Here is a 17,546-nt window from a genome sequence, read left to right as displayed (position 1 = left end):
CAGATTTTTTTGGCAAACGGCAGTCTGCAAGGGATCTTTATTGCGAGAAAGGCTTTTTCAGCCTACAAAGCAATCTTTTTAACAAGCATTGCTAGTAGAATGAGAAACACGATTTTATCATTATTAAACCTCTGGTTGTGCATTTCAAATGCTGATCTCACTAATCCTCTTTACAAACGAGGACTATTTAAGCACAATGTAGCTATCTGTGGTGCCTAAACCCGATAGGAGCGGACATCCCGATTTTTTTATCGGGATAAAGCGTATAGCGGGACTGCAAACGGCGATGAAAAACCGAACCGCACATTTCCAAAAAAAACTTTTGAAATTATTATGCCTTTTTTTCTGATTGAGAAAGCAATCGCAGTACTGATTAAGACGGAATATATTTTCTTATTTTCCACCGTATTTTGTTGATAAAATCTGACAAAAGCACCTGCCAAAATTCCTATTTTTGAAGAACCGTTATTATTCTACAACGGTTAATTCTTTGCCGCACAATATGTACTTAATTTTTGATACCGAAACCACTGGTTTGCCACGTAATTATAACGCCCCCATTACCGATACGGATAATTGGCCGCGTTGTATACAGATTGCATGGCAACTGCACGATGAGATGGGGAGATTGGTTGAACATCAGGATTATCTGGTTAAACCAGAGGGGTTTAATATTCCGTACGATGCAGAACGGATACATGGTATTTCTACCGAACTGGCTGCCGAACAAGGTATCGGTTTCGACGAAATGCTGGCCAAGTTTAACGAAGTTTTAGCTAAAGCCAAGTTTATTGTAGGCCAGAATGTTGGTTTCGACGTAAACATTATGGGCTGTGAATTTCACCGTTTTGGTGTGGCTAACCGTTTGGCCGAGATGCCTGTGTTGGATACCTGTACCGAAGTTACCGCCCAGCTTTTACAATTGCCCGGAGGTAGGGGCGGAAAGTTTAAACTGCCAACCTTAACCGAGTTACATTCTTATTTGTTCGGTGTTCCTTTTAACGAAGCCCACAACGCAACTGCCGATGTGGAAGCCACTACGCGTTGCTTCCTGGAATTGGTAAAAAGAGAGGTTTTTAAAAAAGAAGAACTACAGGTTGACGTAGAATATTTTCCTCGTTTTAGAGAGGTAAACCCAGCTACGATTGAAGGTGTTGGTTTAAAACACATCAATTTAAAAGCTGCTTCTGATGAAATCCGCAAGCGTTTACAAAAAACTGAGGGCGGAGGGATTTCGAAACAGGAACTTGCAGGGAACAAACAGGAACTTGCAGCAGCTACCTTTGTGCATTTGCATAACCATACCCAGTTTTCGGTATTGCAAAGTACCATCAGTATTCCCGATCTGGTAAAAGCTGCGGCAGCACAAAAAATGCCGGCTGTAGCCATGACCGATCATGCGAATATGATGGGGGCTTTTCACTTTGTAAACCATGTTTTAAACCACAATAAAGCTGCTGAAGCAAAAAATGCTGCCGCAATCGAGGCAGGTGAGCGTCCAACAGAAGTAGTAATGACACCGATTGTTGGGGTAGAATTTTTTGTTTGTAATAATCACTTAGACCGGACCGCAAAAGACAATGGTTACCAGATGGTGCTGTTGGCGAAGAATAAAAAAGGCTATCACAATCTAGCTAAAATGTCTTCTATCGCTTATACCAAAGGTTTTTATTACGTTCCACGTATTGATAGGGCGGTAATTGAACAGTATAAAGATGATATTATTGTTTTATCAGGCAACCTATCCGGAGAGATTTCTAACAAAATTTTAAACATGGGCGAAACCCAGGCTGAAGAAGCGCTGATCTGGTGGAAGAACATGTTTGGCGATGATTTCTATGTGGAGGTAATGCGCCACAACCAGGAAGATGAAGACCGTGTAAACGAATCGTTGATTGCACTGGCTAGAAAACATGCTGTTAAATTGGTAGCTACCAATAATACCTATTACATTAACAAGAAAGATGCGAATGCACACGATATTTTGCTTTGTGTAAAAGATGGCGAAAAACAGGCAACACCAATTGGTCGTGGTCGCGGTTACCGTTATGGTTTGCCCAATCAAGAATATTATTTCAAATCTGGTGATGAAATGAAATCGCTTTTTGCCGATTTGCCGGAGGCGATTGTAAATATTAAAGAAATTGTAGATAAGATCGAAATCTACAAACTTGCCCGCGAAGTACTCTTACCTAAATTCGATATTCCAGACGAATTTTTAGTGGCGGAAGATGAAGCCGACGGAGGAAAACGCGGGGAAAATAAATTTTTGCGTCACCTTACTTATGAGGGGGCCAAGAAACGTTATGGCGTATTAACCCCTGAGGTTATCGAACGTTTAGATTTCGAATTACAGACCATTGAAAAAACCGGTTATCCGGGTTATTTCCTAATTGTACAGGATTTTATTGCCGAAGCCCGTCGCAGGGATGTTTCGGTAGGCCCTGGCCGTGGTTCTGCAGCCGGATCGGTGGTGGCTTATTGTTTATGGATCACGAATATCGATCCCATTAAGTATGATCTCCTTTTTGAGCGTTTCTTAAACCCTGATCGTGTATCCATGCCCGATATTGATATCGATTTTGACGATGAGGGCCGTGGCCGTGTAATGGAATATGTAATTGGCAAATACGGTTCCAGCCAGGTGGCGCAGATTATCACTTATGGAACCATGGCCGCCAAATCTTCTATCCGCGATACAGCGAGGGTATTGGATTTGCCACTTTTTGAAGCAGATAAGATTGCCAAGCTGATTCCGAATATGAAGCTCGCAAAAATCTTCACGCTGGATGAGAAAACACTGAAAGAAGCTTTGCGCCCTGATGAATATGAGCGTGTTGTTGAACTGAAAAATCTTGGTGGATTAAAAGATTTGAGTGCCGAAACCATTCAGCAGGCCCAGATTTTAGAAGGCTCTTTACGGAATACCGGTATCCATGCCTGCGGGGTAATTATTACGCCAAGCGATATTACCAATTTTGTTCCCGTTTCTACTGCAAAAGATTCTGATTTATATGTTACCCAATTTGATAACTCGGTTGTAGAAAGCGCGGGTTTATTAAAGATGGACTTTTTGGGTTTAAAAACCCTAACCCTGATAAAGGATACCGTAAAACTGGTTAAAAAACGCTTTGGTATCGATCTTGATCCGGATAATTTCCCTATTGATGATGTATTAACCTATGAGCTTTTCCAGCGGGGTGAAACCATCGGGATTTTCCAGTATGAGAGTCCGGGCATGCAGAAATACATGAAGGAGTTGAAACCAACGGTTTTCGACGATTTAATTGCGATGAACGCATTATATCGCCCGGGCCCAATGGAGTACATTCCAAGTTTTGTTCGCCGTAAAAATGGCGAAGAAGAAATTAAGTACGATTTGGATGCCTGCGAAGAGTATTTGAAAGAAACCTATGGAATTACCGTTTACCAGGAACAGGTAATGCTTTTGTCGCAGAAACTAGCCGGATTTACCAAAGGTGAGGCCGACGTGCTGCGTAAGGCAATGGGTAAGAAACAGAAAGACGTTCTGGATAAAATGAAACCCAAGTTTGTGAAACAAGCGGCGGAAAAAGGTCACGATGCCACAACTTTGGAAAAAATATGGAAAGATTGGGAAGCATTTGCATCCTACGCTTTCAACAAATCGCACTCTACCTGTTATGCATGGATTGCCTATCAAACCGCATACTTAAAAGCGCATTACCCTGCTGAATATATGGCTGCGGTACTGTCCAATAACATGAGTGATATTAAACAGGTAGCTTTCTTTATGGAAGAGTGTCGCCAGATGAGTGTTACGGTATTAGGCCCCGATGTGAACGAATCTGACCTGAAATTCTCTGTAAATGCCAGGGGCGAAGTCCGCTTCGGTATGTCGGCAGTAAAAGGTGTAGGTGAAAAGGCGGTAGAAAGTATTATTGAAGAAAGACTGGCAAATGGGCCTTACAGTAATGTGTACGATTTTGCCAAGCGTTCTAACACCCGCATTGTAAATAAAAAAGCTTACGAGAGTTTTGTATACAGCGGTGCTTTCGATGCGTTTGGAGGTCATAGGGCACAGTATTTTTATATTGGCCCGAACGATAAAATGAATGGTATTGAAAAGATTATCAAATATGCCAACGATTTTCAGAATAATGAAAGTACGTCACAAGCCTCCTTATTCGGTGGTTCTAAAGCCGATCTTATTTTAGAACCAAGTTTACCTGTATCGCCAGAATGGGCATTAATGGACAGGTTAAAATACGAGAAAGATGCTATTGGGATTTTCCTTTCAGGCCACCCTTTAGATAATTATAAACTCGAACTCGATAAATTCTGTACCCATGGTGTTAAGCAGCTGAGTATCATTAATAAGGTACGTATGGGCGATAACAACGAAGATATATTGGCCGAATTCGAAAAACTTAAAAACCGTGAGCTTTGTGTAGGCGGGCTTGTGGTAACTGCATCACAGCGGATTACCAAAACGGGTAAGCCATTTGGTACTTTTGTTTTCGAAGATTATGACGATGCAAGTGAAATGGCTTTATTCGGCGAAGATTTTTTAAAGTTTAAATCGTTTTTAACTGAAGGATATTTCTTGCAGATCAGGGGTAGGGTTGGTGAGCGTTTCGGAAAAGCCGGAGATTGGGAGTTTAAAATCACCTCAATTAACTTAATGTCTGAGCTGAGGGATAAATTAGCTAAAAGTTTAACTATTCAGGTGCCGATTGAGCGGGTTAACGATCAACTGATGCGCGAGATCGAAGCCATATTAGCAGACAATAAGGCAAACTCCGAGCAACAAAACTGCCAACTTAACTTCGCTATTTTTGACCGGGAAAAGGAGATTATGTTGGATATGCCATCCAAAAATCTTAAAATAAACCCAAACAATAAATTTTTGGAACAATTACTCGGGCTTAATGTTGTAAATTACAAGCTGAACTAAGGGTGAAGGCAGAAGGCTTAAAGGCTGAAGGTTTAGGCGCCCAAAACCTTCCACCATCGACCTTTATACCTTCAACCTCAAAATAATGTCAAATTGACATTACCGATGGGTTGGCATTACAATTGAATACATATATTTGAACATAAAAAAAATAATTATGGCATTAGAAATCACAGATGCAAACTTCGAGGAGCTTGTATTAAAATCAGATAAACCCGTATTAGTAGATTTTTGGGCAGAATGGTGTGGCCCTTGTCGCATGGTTGGTCCAGTAGTAGAAGAAATCGCTAAAGAATATGATGGAAAAGCGGTAGTTGGAAAAGTAAACGTTGATAACAACCCTCAAATTTCAATGCAGTTTGGTATCCGCAACATCCCAGCTTTATTATACTTTAAAGATGGTCAGGTTGTAGATAAACAAGTTGGTGCTGTTCCAAAATCAGTATTAGCAGAAAAATTAAACAAACAATTGGCTTAAATAAAGGTTGAAGGTAAAAGGTAGAGGGTTTAAGGTAAACGCAAAATCTTCAAAACTTCACTAATAATATTACAAAAACCCAAGTTCATTTGATGGATTTGGGTTTTTTTCGTTTAGAACTAAATTTATCATATTCTTAAATCATTTTTATTGTTGAGCTCTTCTTTTCTCATCAAAACGGATGTCCTTGTTATTTCCGGAAACCTTTGATCTCCCGAATGAGTAGGTAATACCAAGACTAAAGGTTTTATAATTATAGTCTGTTTTTACGGTTTGTACAAAATCGACAAAGCGAATTTCATATTTATTTACTGTGCCAATAAAAAAAGCTGGGCTGATGATCAAATTGTTGTTAAATAATTTTATCCTAGCCCCGGTTCTCAAACTACGTTGACTGTAGCTGTAAACATTTCTATCAGTTGATGGAAGGTTTTGGCTGTAATTCAAATAAAAACTTAACTGGTTAGTTGCCTTGAAACTATTATTGACACTGAATGAGGCAGCAGTTCCATTTGGAGCGCTGATTGCTTCTATTTTAGATTTTGGTGATGCATATGAAAAAGAAGCAGAAATGCTATTGTCCCACCATTTAAATAATGACCGATTAAAAGATACGTAGGCCCCAAGATTATCTTGAGTCAAAAAATTTCCTCTACTGGTTACCACTATTGGGCCGTTAACCGTTGTGAGGTTCGAAATTATATCACTAATATGTTGTGTAAATAAAGTAAACGAAAACATGCCCTTATATAGGTAGTTAAATTCAATATTATTACTGTATGAAGGTAAGAGCAATGCATTTCCGGTAGAATAATTATAAATATTTGTGTAATAGGCAAATGGGTTTAAGGCGTTCAAACTTGGTCGGTTTATCCTCCTTGAATAGTTTAATGAAAAAGTATGAACCTCGTTAGCTTTGTAAACGATATAAGCTGTAGGAAATAAAGCGCCGTAATTACCTTTGTTACGCTGATCTAAGGTAGGCGAATATCCATCCATCATAGTATACTCATAGCGTAACCCTGCTTTAGCTGTCCACTTTTTTGATAGTTCGGATTCCATACTGAAATAGGCGGCCAGATTATTTTCGGCGTAATTGAATTTGTTACTACGTGTTTCATCTAACAAGAAATCTTCTTGGATATAATTATAGTATTCAACATTAGCATTGTTGTTAAAATTAGCGAGCTTAATACCCGTTTCTATTTTGGCCCATTTATAAGGTAATGTTAAATCTGATTGAAATGACCAGATATTGTATTTTGAAAAGTTATTATTCCGAACACTGGCATATGTATTTTCAGACTCAGAAACAAAATCATTTTTCATTTCAGGTGTGTTTGTGAAAAAATTAACAGAACTACTCAATTTTTTTCCATTCGAATCGAGCTTTAAATCATGGTATAGATTGAAAGTTTGTGTAAATAACGGCCTTGAAAATTTTCCAGTAGTATTTAAAACCGAGTCAAGAGTGTTACCTGTAATAAAGCTATAGTTGTTACTAAAGCTTGTATTCGATTTGTTGTCTGAAATATTATATATAAGCCCAATGTTGTTGTGTTTATTTAGCTCATAATCAATACTTAAACCTGCTTGTAAACCAGGGGAGTTTCCCAAGCGCTGCTCATCGCTTAGAATCTTGCTGGGGCGCCCGGTTATATCTACAGATTCTTTAATAATACTGCGGTAGTTTGATTGGTTAAATGTAAAAGAGCTGTTAACTTTTTTTGATCGAAAAAAAAGTGCTAGATTGTTGTTGTACGATCCATAGGTATTTTGATGGTATGTTGAACTTACTGATCCGCGCCAGCCTAAAGATTCGTTTTTCTTTAAAACAATATTAATCAAACCACCATTCCCCTGGGCCTCATATTTTGCCGGTGGGGTGGTTATGATTTCAATTTTTTCTATATTTTCAGATCGGAAGGTTTTTAGGTAGTTTACCAAGTCAGTTCCCCCTAAATTGATGATTTTTTCATTAACCATAACGCCCATACTCCCTTTGCCAACCATAGATATACTGTTTTCGGAGACTATTAAAAGAGGCGCAACCTGTAAGGCCTCAAAGAGAGAAGCACCGTTAGCCATGATGGTATTGTTTAGATTAAATATTAATCGGTCAACCTTTCGTTCAAGAAGAGGTTTTTTAGCCTCAACAGTTACTTCTTGCAGTTCTTTATCTTTTGTGCCAAGAATGATATCTGTTAATTTAACTGAAGAACCATCAAACTTAATATCTTTTAATAGTTGAGTATGATAACCTAAACACGAAATTTTAATTTTAAATATGCCCTTACTTAAATTATTGAACTCAAAATAACCTTCTTTGTTGCTTACCCCATATTTTACAACAGTCGAATCTGTAATGTTTAAAAGTGCCACAGTTGCATTTTCAATTCCAATACCCTTTGTTTCTTTTACCCTGCCGGAAATTGTTTGTGCTGTACTATGATACATTATGACGAAAAACAAAAGAGAGCTTAGTATACCTCTTTTATAAAATAGCTTCATATAAATAATTTGATTTACAGATAGGACACTATCAATCCGAAAACGTTGCACTTAACAGAATCCATTTAAATGAGTTTAAATCGGGTGTTTACACCCAATTTTTAATATAAGTACTTCATTTAATTGATTTTTAAACAGGCTCGAATTATAAAATGTGATAAATTGAACTTGTTTTTTTAGTTTTAAGAGAAGTTTTTAGACCTTTTAACAGTAATATTACTATCACAGACTTTTTGTTATAAACTTATTTTTGTTTCTTTAATAAAAAACTAACAATCATGTCTATTAACCTATTTAACAATAAAACTCTAGGTATTTTATTGGCAGGTTTAACCCTAAACTGTGCAAATATTGCATGTGTATCGGCGCAAAACCCTGTTGAAACGAACGAACCATCAGCAGATTATAAGCCAGCATTTGCAGGGCAGACCCGAATTGCAGGTGTAAAGACCAAAACCCCTCTGGATATTACGATTATTAATGAAAAGTTAGAAAACCCTTGGGCCATTTCGGTTCTTCCGAACGGTGGTTTTTTAATTACACAAAAGCAGGGTACCATGGTAATTCTTACACCTGATGGGAAATTCAGCAAAAAGATAACCGGTTTACCCAAGGTAGATCCATCTGGTCAGGGTGGCTTATTAGATGTAACTTTAGATCCAAACTTTGCTAAAAATAGAATGATTTATTGGGCTTATTCAGAGCCTCAGGATAAAGGCGTGTTACTGGCTATTGCCAAAGGTAAATTAGCAGCTAATGAAACTACAATAGAGAACCAAACCATTATTTATCGCGCTACACCAGCTTATGGCGGTAAACTTCAATACGGTTCGAGAATTGTCTTCGATAAGAGTGGTAATTTATTTGTAAGTACTGGCGAACGTTCTGGTAGTGATATCCGAATTCAGGCTCAGTATTTAAATTCTTCTTTGGGTAAAATTTTACACCTAACTACCGATGGTAAAGCGGTGGCAAATGGGCCCTTTGCTGGCAAAGCAGATGCAAAACCAGAAATTTATGCCTACGGATTGCGGAATCCTGATGGTTTAGCGATTAATCCTTTAACCGGTGATTTATGGGAAGCCGAATTTGGCCCTAAAGGTGGCGATGAGGTGAATATTATTAAACCAGGCAAAAATTATGGCTGGCCAATTATCACCTACGGAACGGAATACAGTGGAAAAAAGGTAGGTGATGGCATTCAGCAGAAGGACGGCATGGAGCAGCCTGTTTATTATTGGAATCCAAGTATTTCACCAGGCTGCATTGCATTTTACAATAGTAACAGCATTGCCGAATGGAAAGGGAATTTATTTGTAGGCGGCTTGGGTGGTTCGCATATTATAAGATTGGTGATAAAAGATGATAAAATTGTTGGTGAAGAGCGATTGCTGGAAGGTAAAGGAGAACGTTTCCGCGATATGGTAGAAGGAAAGGACGGAGCGCTATATTCGGTAACCGATAATGGCCATTTGTTTAGAATAGCTAGGAAGTAAAATTATTTAAGCTGGAGGATGTATCATAAATATAAATTGTCATCCTGAGCTTGTCGAAGGAGCTAGTTAAATAAACTAGTAGGTGTTTCGACAGGTTCAAAATGACAAAATCTACCAAGAAATTGTTTTATGATACAGTTTTCTTTAATCCCGAGTTCATTTATTGAACTCGGGATTTTTTGTTTTAAGCTTATTGTTCGTTGTTTTTTGGAAATGTGGGGTTCTGCTTTTCATGGCATTTTCAGTCCCGCTGTCCGTTTTAGTCCCGATTTTCAATCGGGAGCTGCCACTACCATCGGGTTTATTCACCACGGACAGCAGCACAGTCGGTGCCATCAAATTGCTCAGGTTTGCCGCCAGGTCTTTAAGGCGGTAGGTTTTTGCGTTAGGGATTGTAAGGGTTCAGTACCGATCCTTCATCGGTACCGAAGCGTAGCGCAGCCCTGCAAAGCCCTACCCTTGCGAAGCTTGGGGAACGCCCTTATCAGTTAGCAGTTTACAGTTAGCTAATTGGCTATTTTTAATCCATAAAGATTTTTTTATAAATCTTTTATTAGCTTTACCCTATGCGGGTTGTAAACTACGAAAACGAAACAAGCTATGGTAATTTAGAATTGCTTGCACAGCAAGTGGTAGAAGGTTTTATAACCGGACTGCACAAAAGCCCGTTCCATGGCTTTTCGGTCGAATTTGCAGAGCACCGCCAGTATAATAATGGCGATAATGTTAAAAATATCGATTGGAAATTATACGCCAAAACCGATAAACTTTACAGTAAACGTTTTGAAGAAGAAACAAATTTGCGTTGCCAGTTTGTGATTGATGTTTCCTCATCAATGTACTTTCCTGAACCGAAAAATAACAAACTGATCTTCTCCATACAGGCTGCTGCATCATTAATGTACCTGTTGAAGAAACAGCGCGATGCTTTTGGTTTAAGCTTATTTACAGATGAAATACTGTTAAATTCGCCGGCAAAGTCTACTACTGTACATCAGAAATATTTGTTTACACAATTAGAAGAGCTGTTACATAAACCTAAGGTAAATGCACAGACTAATTTAAGCGAAGCTTTGCACCAGGTGGCCGAATTGATTCATAAACGTTCACTGGTAATTGTTTTTAGCGATCTTTTTAATACACAAACCAGTACAGATAAAACGGACGAATTTTTTGATGCCTTGCAGCATTTAAAATTCAACAAACATGAAGTGGTAGTTTTTAATGTGGTGGATAAATCAAAAGAAGTTGATTTCAATTTTGAGAACCGCCCATACGAGTTTATCGATATGGAAACCGGCGAAACGATTAAAGTACATAGCAATCAGGTAAAGGAAAATTATACCGCAGCAGTTTCCTCATATCGACAGCAGATTGCGCTAAAATGCGCCCAATATAAAATCGACTTAATTGATGCCGATATGAACGATGGGTTTTACCCAGTGCTTCAGTCTTATTTGATAAAAAGGCAAAAATTAGGCTAAAATTTGTTGCAAACAACGCAGATTCAGCGTTTTTAATAATGATTTAAATTTTAAACTCCCTTATATGTTAGAAAAAGGCGCTACAGCACCAGATTTCGAATTGAATGCTACTCCCGATCAGAAAATAAAACTTAAAGATTTTAAAGGTAAAAATGTTATCCTGGCTTTTTATCCTGCCGATTGGAGCCCGGTATGTAGCGACCAAATGGCACTTTATAATGAAATGCTAAAATATTTTAATCAGTACGATGCACAGATTTTCGGTATTTCTGTTGATAGTGTTTGGTGCCACCTCGCTTTTGAAGAAAATAGGAAATTACATTTTCCACTTTTGGCCGATTTTGAACCAAAAGGAGCGGTATCTAAAGCTTATGGCGTATATGATGAAAAACTTGGCGAAAGCAAAAGGGCGCTTTTTGTTATTGATAAAGAAGGAAAAATTGTCTGGAGTTATTTGTCGCCAATAGCCATTAATCCTGGTGCCGACGGAATTTTAGACGCATTGGAGGAATTAAACAAGAAATAAGCTATGAGTACCTTAAAACCTGAAATAAACAATCAAGATCATATTCAAGGCGATGATTCGGCGAGTGTTACCATTGTCGAATTTGGCGATTATCAATGCCCATATTGTGGTAATGCCTACCCGATTATGAAGGAAATTGAGGAAACATTCGGTCATCAGATCAAATTTATCTTCCGTCATTTTCCTTTGGCAAATGCCCATGAGTTTGCTTTTCCGGCTGCCATTGCTGCAGAAGCGGCAGGTTTACAAGGTAAGTTTTGGGAAATGCACGATGCATTGTACGAAAATCAATACCGCTTAAATGGTGAGCTGTTCGACGAATTGGCTGAAACGATTGGTTTAGACCTGGAGCAGTTCCAGCAAGACAGCACTTCGGAAGAGATTAAACGAAAAATTGAAGATGATTTTGACAGCGGTGTGCGGAGTGGTGTAAACGGAACGCCTTCGTTTTATGTAAACGGAACCAAGTTTGACGGAGGCGCAACAGACCTTTATCAGATGCTTAAAGAAAGTGCTGAGTAATTTGCATAAAAAACCTCATGTATTTTGCAATACATGAGGTATCAGATAAGGGTAACCGGAAAACTAAAAAACTAATTATGAGTTTTTAGAATTTAACAAAATTGAAATCGCTTCGTGTTTTGTTATTTCAAAGGTGCACTTCAATTATGAAGTTTTAGTGAAGAATTAAATTAATAATCTATCGTCATCACTAGTTTCTTTCCTCTGGTTAAATTGTTTTCCATCATGTTATGCGCCTGCTGTACCGTTTTTAAAGAAAAATTACCCAAAACATTTATTGATGGGGCAACTAATTTTTCAGCTTCAATCAAGCCGGTGATTTTCCTCAAGGTGTTTCCATACCAATTGAGGTTGTTATCGAGTGTGAAAGCATAATTTGAAATATTGAGTACTGAAGCTCCCTTATCAAATAAGGTTTCCCGGGTTTTTTGTGTGCCTAGAAATGTTATATCTGCATATACGCCATTTACTTTAAGCGTATCTGCTGCAATTTCTGCTGATTTATCACCAACTATATCCACTGCAAAATCGAAATAATGATTGTGATTTGCATTTAATATGATGCTTTCGAGATCTGGATTACGATAATCTATTATTTGTGATTCTTTTAATCCAATGGCTTTAATCGCATCTATACTTTCTAAGCTTCCTGCAATGGTTATAATTTGATCAAGATGCTTGGGTTTTAATAGCCTGATAAGAAAAGATCCTACAGCACCGCTTCCTCCTGTGATGAAAATACGGTCTTTCTTTTTAATATGAAGTCGGCTAAAGGTTTGCCACGCCGTTAAACCAGCAGAAGGAATCGCTGCAGCTTCCTCAAAAGTTATATTTTTTGGTTTCAGCGCAACTCGTTTTTCTGTCAACGTCATGTATTGCGCATAACTACCATTTGATCCGCCACTGCCTGAGGCAGCGTAAATTTCATCTCCTAACTTAAAGTTTTTAACGTTTTCGCCAATTTTTTCTACTATTCCTGCAAGTTCACGTCCTAAAATAGGAGAATTCATCATGTGGCTTTCCCTTCTTCCTAAACGCATTTGGTAATCAATAGGGTTAAAAGCAGTTGCTTTTAATTTGATTAATACCTCATCATTTTTAGGTTTTGGAACGGGATAGTTATCCAGTTTAAAATTTTCTGTACTACCGAATTCTTTTAATGTTATTGCTTTCATAAATATTGTAATTAACTAAAGGTTATGATTTAGTCATGAAAAAAATCAGTCCTCTTTTTCTTAACTTGGTCAAAATTGAATTTAAAAAACACAGCATGCAATGGCTTGTTTTATTTGGAGTTACTCAAAAAAAAGTGAGTTATGATTAAAGAAAGTTCCTCGAATGCATTAAATAAGGCTTTTTTGCTTAATTCATGCCGAATAAACGGTGCGTTAGATATTATTTCAGGCAGATGGAAAGCATTGATCCTGATTCATATTTTTGAAGGAATGAACCGCTTCAGTTTATTGAAAAATGTACTTCCTACTATATCTGATCAGGCTTTAGGCAAACAATTAAAAGAACTGGAAGCAGATAAATTACTGATCAAAGAAATTATTGCTGAGGTTCCGGTTAGGGTAGATTACCATCTAACGGAAAAGGGACTGGCATTAATGCCTATTTTGACGAACCTTTCGGAGTGGTATGATTTATAAATTGATTGCTGGATTTAAAACGGCAAATAAATAAAAACAAAAGCCAGGAATTAATTCCCAGCTTTTATAATGGTTAAGTTAATTACTTTTTCGAATAAAGATTTTGCAGGTGCATAAGGGCTGCTATCAATTTATCTTCATCACCTGTTAAACAATAATATTTAATTCCATTTTTGTCATTGCCAGGTTCATCTTCACGCTTTTCGAAAACAGGATAAATTGATTTAAGGGTTATACTATTCTGTTCAGGACTAACCTTAAATCCTTTCCAATGCTGTATTTGCGATTTGTTGGTGGTTTCTTCTTTGGCATTGTCTGAACTGGCAAAGGTTTTTCCAACTGTAAAAACCCCGAAATTCATTTCTTCATCAATAGAGAATGAATTTTCTGTAATTTTAAATTTAGTTTCCTTGCCATTATGTAAGATAATATCGGTTCCGCCAATTGCTTTCGCCAGCAATTGATTGATGGTTTTTACAATTTCGGCTTTTGGTTGCGCGAAGCCGCCGAATGATCCAGCCAGTAGTAAAACCAGCATTAGTTGTGTTTTCATAATTCTTAAGGTTTAAATATTTGTGTGTATCTAAATTTAAAGAATTATTTGGTTAAAACTAAAAAAGAGCAAGTTTAAACCTGCTCTTTTTTGCGCTTAAATTTTGGATTGTCATCATGCTGAACTTGTTTCAGTATCGTTTGTCTGGGACCCTGAAATAAATTCAGGGTGACATCTTGAATTAAATACATCACTTTATTCGCCGTGAATGATATTACAAATTACCCCTCAATTCCTGCTCGCGTTCTAACGATTCAAATAAGGCCTTAAAGTTACCAGCGCCAAAACTTTGTGCACCTTTACGCTGAATAATTTCGAAGAAAAGGGTAGGGCGGTCTTCAACTGGTTTAGTGAAAATCTGCAACAAATATCCTTCTTCATCACAATCAACTAAAATACCCAGGCTTTCTAACAATGCTATTTCTTCATCAATTTTGCCTACGCGTTGCGGCATCATGTCGTAATAAGCTTCTGGTGGTGCACTTAAAAACTCCACCCCACGTGCTTTCAGTTCTTTAACCGTTTTAACAATATCTTTAGTGGCAACGGCAATGTGCTGAACACCTTCGCCTTCATAATATTCGAGGTATTCTTCAATCTGCGATTTCTTTTTGCCCTCAGCAGGCTCATTAATCGGGAATTTCGAATAGCCATTACCATTGCTCATCACCTTACTCATCAAAGCAGAATATTCGGTATTGATCTGCTTATCATCAAAAGATAAAATATTTACGAAGCCCATTACGTCTTCGTACCATTGTACGGCTTCATTCATGCGGTTCCAGCCTACATTGCCCACGCAATGATCGATGTATAACAGACCAGCATCTGCAGGTTGATAATCGCTTTCCCATACACGGTAACCTGGCATAAAGGGTCCGTTATAGTTTTTACGCTCAATGAACATGTGTACAGTTTCGCCATAAGTATAAATGCCACTCATCTTAAGCTCTCCGTTCTCATCCGTTAAAGTTTGAGGAGCCATATAGGGTTTGGCACCACGTTTGGTGGTTTCTTCAAAGGCACTATAGGCATCATCTACCCAAAGAGCCAATACTTTTACCCCGTCGCCATGTTTTTTTACATGCTCTGCTATTGGATGATCTGATTTTAATGCTGTGGTTAAGATCAATCTGATTTTACCCTGTTGCAATACATACGATGAACGATCGCGCACGCCAGTTTCTGGTCCGGCATAAGCCAGGCTTTGAAACCCAAATGCAGTTTTGTAGTAGTGGGCCGCTTGTTTAGCATTACCTACATAAAATTCGATATAATCTGTTCCATTAATAGGCAGAAAATCTGGTGCTTTTGATATTTTTTCTGCGAATGTTTGTGTTTCCATTGTTGTTATTATTTTAAATGGTTGACCGCTTAATTGTTTAAATCGGTTAACTGTGTGTGTTACTTTAAAGATCTTAAGTCCTATAATCCCGAAATCTTAATCATCCTAGCTTTATTCTATGTTAATCTGCCAGCTTTTGTGGTAATTTTCATCCTCAATGTCCAGGGCATCCTGCGTAAGCATTAGCGGTTTAAAAGGATCGATCATTACCGCCAGCTCATCGGTTTTTTCTTTTCCGATCGATTTTTCTACAGTACCCGGGTGTGGCCCATGTGGAATACCTCCAGGGTGTAAGGTAATCTGCCCCTTAACTACACTCTTGCGGCTCATAAAATCACCATCTACATAATAAAGCACTTCATCGCTATCTACATTGCTATGGTTGTAGGGCGCTGGAATAGAATCAGGGTGATAATCGTATTTGCGGGGAACAAAAGAACAAACCACAAAATTGTGTCCTTCGAAAGTTTGGTGAACCGGAGGTGGTTGGTGCAAACGGCCTGTTATCGGCTCAAAATCGTGGATAGAGAAAGCGTATGGATAATGATAACCGTCCCAGCCTACATAATCAAAAGGGTGTGTGCCATACGTATATGGATAAATTAATCCCTGTTTTTTGATCAGCACTTTAAAATCGCCGTATTCATCAAAGGTTTGCAGGTTTTCGGGTAACCTTAAATCACGTTCACAGTAAGGTGCGTGTTCCATTAGCTGTCCAAACTGGTTTAAATATCTTTTTGGCGGCCTTAGCGGACTAAAACTTTCTACAATGAATAGCCTATTTTGTTCAGTATCAAACTCCATCTGGTAAATGGTTCCCCTCGGGATGATCAGGTAATCGCCATAAGCAAACTTTATTTCTCCAAATCCTGTTTTCAGCTTTCCAGAACCTTCATGTATGAAAATCATTTCATCGGCCTGGCTGTTTTTGTAGAAATAATCGGTCATCGATTTTCTAGGTGCTGCCAAAACGATGTGTAGATCGCTATTTACTAAGACAGCTTTTCTGCTTTTTAGAAAATCATCTTCGGGTTTAACATTGAAACCGATTAAACTGGTGTGCTTCAGGTGTTTTTCGCGGGCAATTTTTGGCTCAACACTGTAAGCTTCGCCCAAATGTTTTACAATGGTTGGCGGGTGGCAATGATAAACCAATGAATATAAACTTGAAAAACCTTCGGTTGATACCAATTCTTCGGCATAAAGATTTCCGTCAGGTTTACGAAAAACCGTGTGGCGTTTAGCTGGAATCTGCCCCGATTTATGATAAATAGGCATAATAAAATGATGTTATGGTTAGAAAAGAAAAAATCCTAATAAATTAACAATCAAAACGGTAATGCGTTTCAATTAAAAAGAAAGGGTAAGTGAAAATTACAGAGAATATTGAGCCATGATCAGCTTGGATAGCATCTTATAGCGACGGGCTGCAATAGCGTCGTTTACTAAATTAATATGTAATGCTTTTAAGATCATGGTTTTAATGGTACCAAGGTAAGTATTTTATTTAAAAATTGAAATTTTAATTACCTTTAATTACTTACAATATAATCATCCCAATGAAATTTATTTTTACATGCTTATTTTTTTTAGCCTTGAGCTATGCCACTTTTGCGCAACAAAAGGCCAAGTACACCATTAGGGTTATAGACCGAAGTGGAAATGCAACGAGGGGGTCTTTTTACGCTGCGGCAGATGATGGTTTAACAATTATCAGAAACCGGAAGGATACCATTAAATTAAGTGCCGACAGTATCAGTGCATTATATATTCACCGTAAAGGGATAGCCGCACCGCTGGCCATTGCCGGAGGCTTAACATTTTTTGTATTGGCCGCAAAAAGCGATAAATTGGTCGAGTCGGTGGTACTTATTGCTGCAGGCGTGCCAGTTGGGGTATCGGGCGGGTTATTAATTGGTGGTTTACTCTCTAACAAAAAACATTATAAAGCACTTCAGGCAAAAGATTTTCCTTTAATTAAATCAGACCTTCAGAAATATACCGTATTAAAATAATAACGCTTAAGTTTTATTTTGAATGGCC

General features: G+C 38.0%; 13 protein-coding genes. 8 read left to right on the top strand and 5 right to left on the bottom strand.

Going from position 1 to position 17,546, the window contains the following annotated elements:
- The first annotated feature begins 502 nt into the window (after positions 1–502).
- Positions 503–4,936, top strand: coding sequence for a DNA polymerase III subunit alpha (dnaE, locus tag AC07VK_RS19515; RefSeq protein ID WP_492962673.1), 4,434 nt, complete (start codon positions 503–505; stop codon positions 4,934–4,936).
- Positions 4,937–5,093: 157 nt separating this feature from the next.
- Positions 5,094–5,414, top strand: coding sequence for a thioredoxin (gene trxA / locus AC07VK_RS19510; RefSeq protein WP_029275428.1), 321 nt, complete (start codon positions 5,094–5,096; stop codon positions 5,412–5,414).
- Positions 5,415–5,561: 147 nt separating this feature from the next.
- On the opposite strand, the gene AC07VK_RS19505 is transcribed toward trxA, so the two are convergent.
- Positions 5,562–7,871: a TonB-dependent receptor domain-containing protein gene (locus AC07VK_RS19505; protein ID WP_492962637.1), complete on the bottom strand. Its 2,310-nt coding sequence runs from the start codon at positions 7,869–7,871 to the stop codon at positions 5,562–5,564.
- Between the two features lie 332 nt (positions 7,872–8,203).
- On the opposite strand from AC07VK_RS19505, the gene AC07VK_RS19500 reads away from it, so the two are divergent.
- From AC07VK_RS19500 to AC07VK_RS19485, 4 genes are all read left to right on the top strand, one after another.
- Positions 8,204–9,421: a PQQ-dependent sugar dehydrogenase gene (locus tag AC07VK_RS19500; RefSeq protein ID WP_492962635.1), complete on the top strand. Its 1,218-nt coding sequence runs from the start codon at positions 8,204–8,206 to the stop codon at positions 9,419–9,421.
- Between the two features lie 566 nt (positions 9,422–9,987).
- On the top strand, positions 9,988–10,905 hold the full coding sequence (locus tag AC07VK_RS19495) for a DUF58 domain-containing protein (RefSeq protein WP_492962633.1): 918 nt from the start codon (positions 9,988–9,990) through the stop codon (positions 10,903–10,905).
- A 64-nt stretch (positions 10,906–10,969) separates the two neighbouring features.
- Positions 10,970–11,431 (top strand): redoxin domain-containing protein, encoded by a 462-nt coding sequence (locus AC07VK_RS19490; RefSeq protein ID WP_492962631.1) that lies wholly within the window; start codon positions 10,970–10,972, stop codon positions 11,429–11,431.
- Between the two features lie 3 nt (positions 11,432–11,434).
- Entirely contained in the window at positions 11,435–11,953 is a 519-nt protein-coding gene (locus AC07VK_RS19485; protein WP_057932439.1) for a DsbA family protein, read from the top strand.
- A gap of 170 nt (positions 11,954–12,123) precedes the next feature.
- On the opposite strand, the gene AC07VK_RS19480 is transcribed toward AC07VK_RS19485, so the two are convergent.
- Positions 12,124–13,128 (bottom strand): NADP-dependent oxidoreductase, encoded by a 1,005-nt coding sequence (locus tag AC07VK_RS19480; RefSeq protein ID WP_492962629.1) that lies wholly within the window; start codon positions 13,126–13,128, stop codon positions 12,124–12,126.
- A gap of 141 nt (positions 13,129–13,269) precedes the next feature.
- On the opposite strand from AC07VK_RS19480, the gene AC07VK_RS19475 reads away from it, so the two are divergent.
- Positions 13,270–13,605 (top strand): winged helix-turn-helix transcriptional regulator, encoded by a 336-nt coding sequence (locus tag AC07VK_RS19475; protein ID WP_492954581.1) that lies wholly within the window; start codon positions 13,270–13,272, stop codon positions 13,603–13,605.
- 82 nt (positions 13,606–13,687) lie between these two features.
- Here the strand turns inward: AC07VK_RS19475 and AC07VK_RS19470 are convergent, their stop codons facing one another.
- From AC07VK_RS19470 to AC07VK_RS19460, 3 genes are all read right to left on the bottom strand, one after another.
- A complete protein-coding gene (locus AC07VK_RS19470; protein ID WP_492962627.1) occupies positions 13,688–14,158 on the bottom strand; it encodes a hypothetical protein in 471 nt (156 codons plus the stop codon).
- Between the two features lie 214 nt (positions 14,159–14,372).
- On the bottom strand, positions 14,373–15,503 hold the full coding sequence (gene hppD / locus AC07VK_RS19465) for a 4-hydroxyphenylpyruvate dioxygenase (protein ID WP_426328252.1): 1,131 nt from the start codon (positions 15,501–15,503) through the stop codon (positions 14,373–14,375).
- A 111-nt stretch (positions 15,504–15,614) separates the two neighbouring features.
- Positions 15,615–16,781 (bottom strand): homogentisate 1,2-dioxygenase, encoded by a 1,167-nt coding sequence (locus AC07VK_RS19460; protein WP_492962624.1) that lies wholly within the window; start codon positions 16,779–16,781, stop codon positions 15,615–15,617.
- A gap of 281 nt (positions 16,782–17,062) precedes the next feature.
- Here AC07VK_RS19460 and AC07VK_RS19455 point away from each other — a divergent pair, with 281 nt between their 5' ends.
- Positions 17,063–17,518 carry a hypothetical protein gene (locus AC07VK_RS19455; protein ID WP_492962622.1) on the top strand — a complete coding sequence of 152 codons (456 nt, stop codon included), beginning with the start codon at positions 17,063–17,065 and terminating at the stop codon, positions 17,516–17,518.
- Positions 17,519–17,546: the final 28 nt, after the last annotated feature.

This window comes from Pedobacter sp. GW821-FHT01D05 (genome assembly GCF_059422505.1).
The sequence above is the reverse complement of the archived record's forward strand: the minus strand, read 5'-3'. Positions and strand labels throughout refer to the sequence as shown.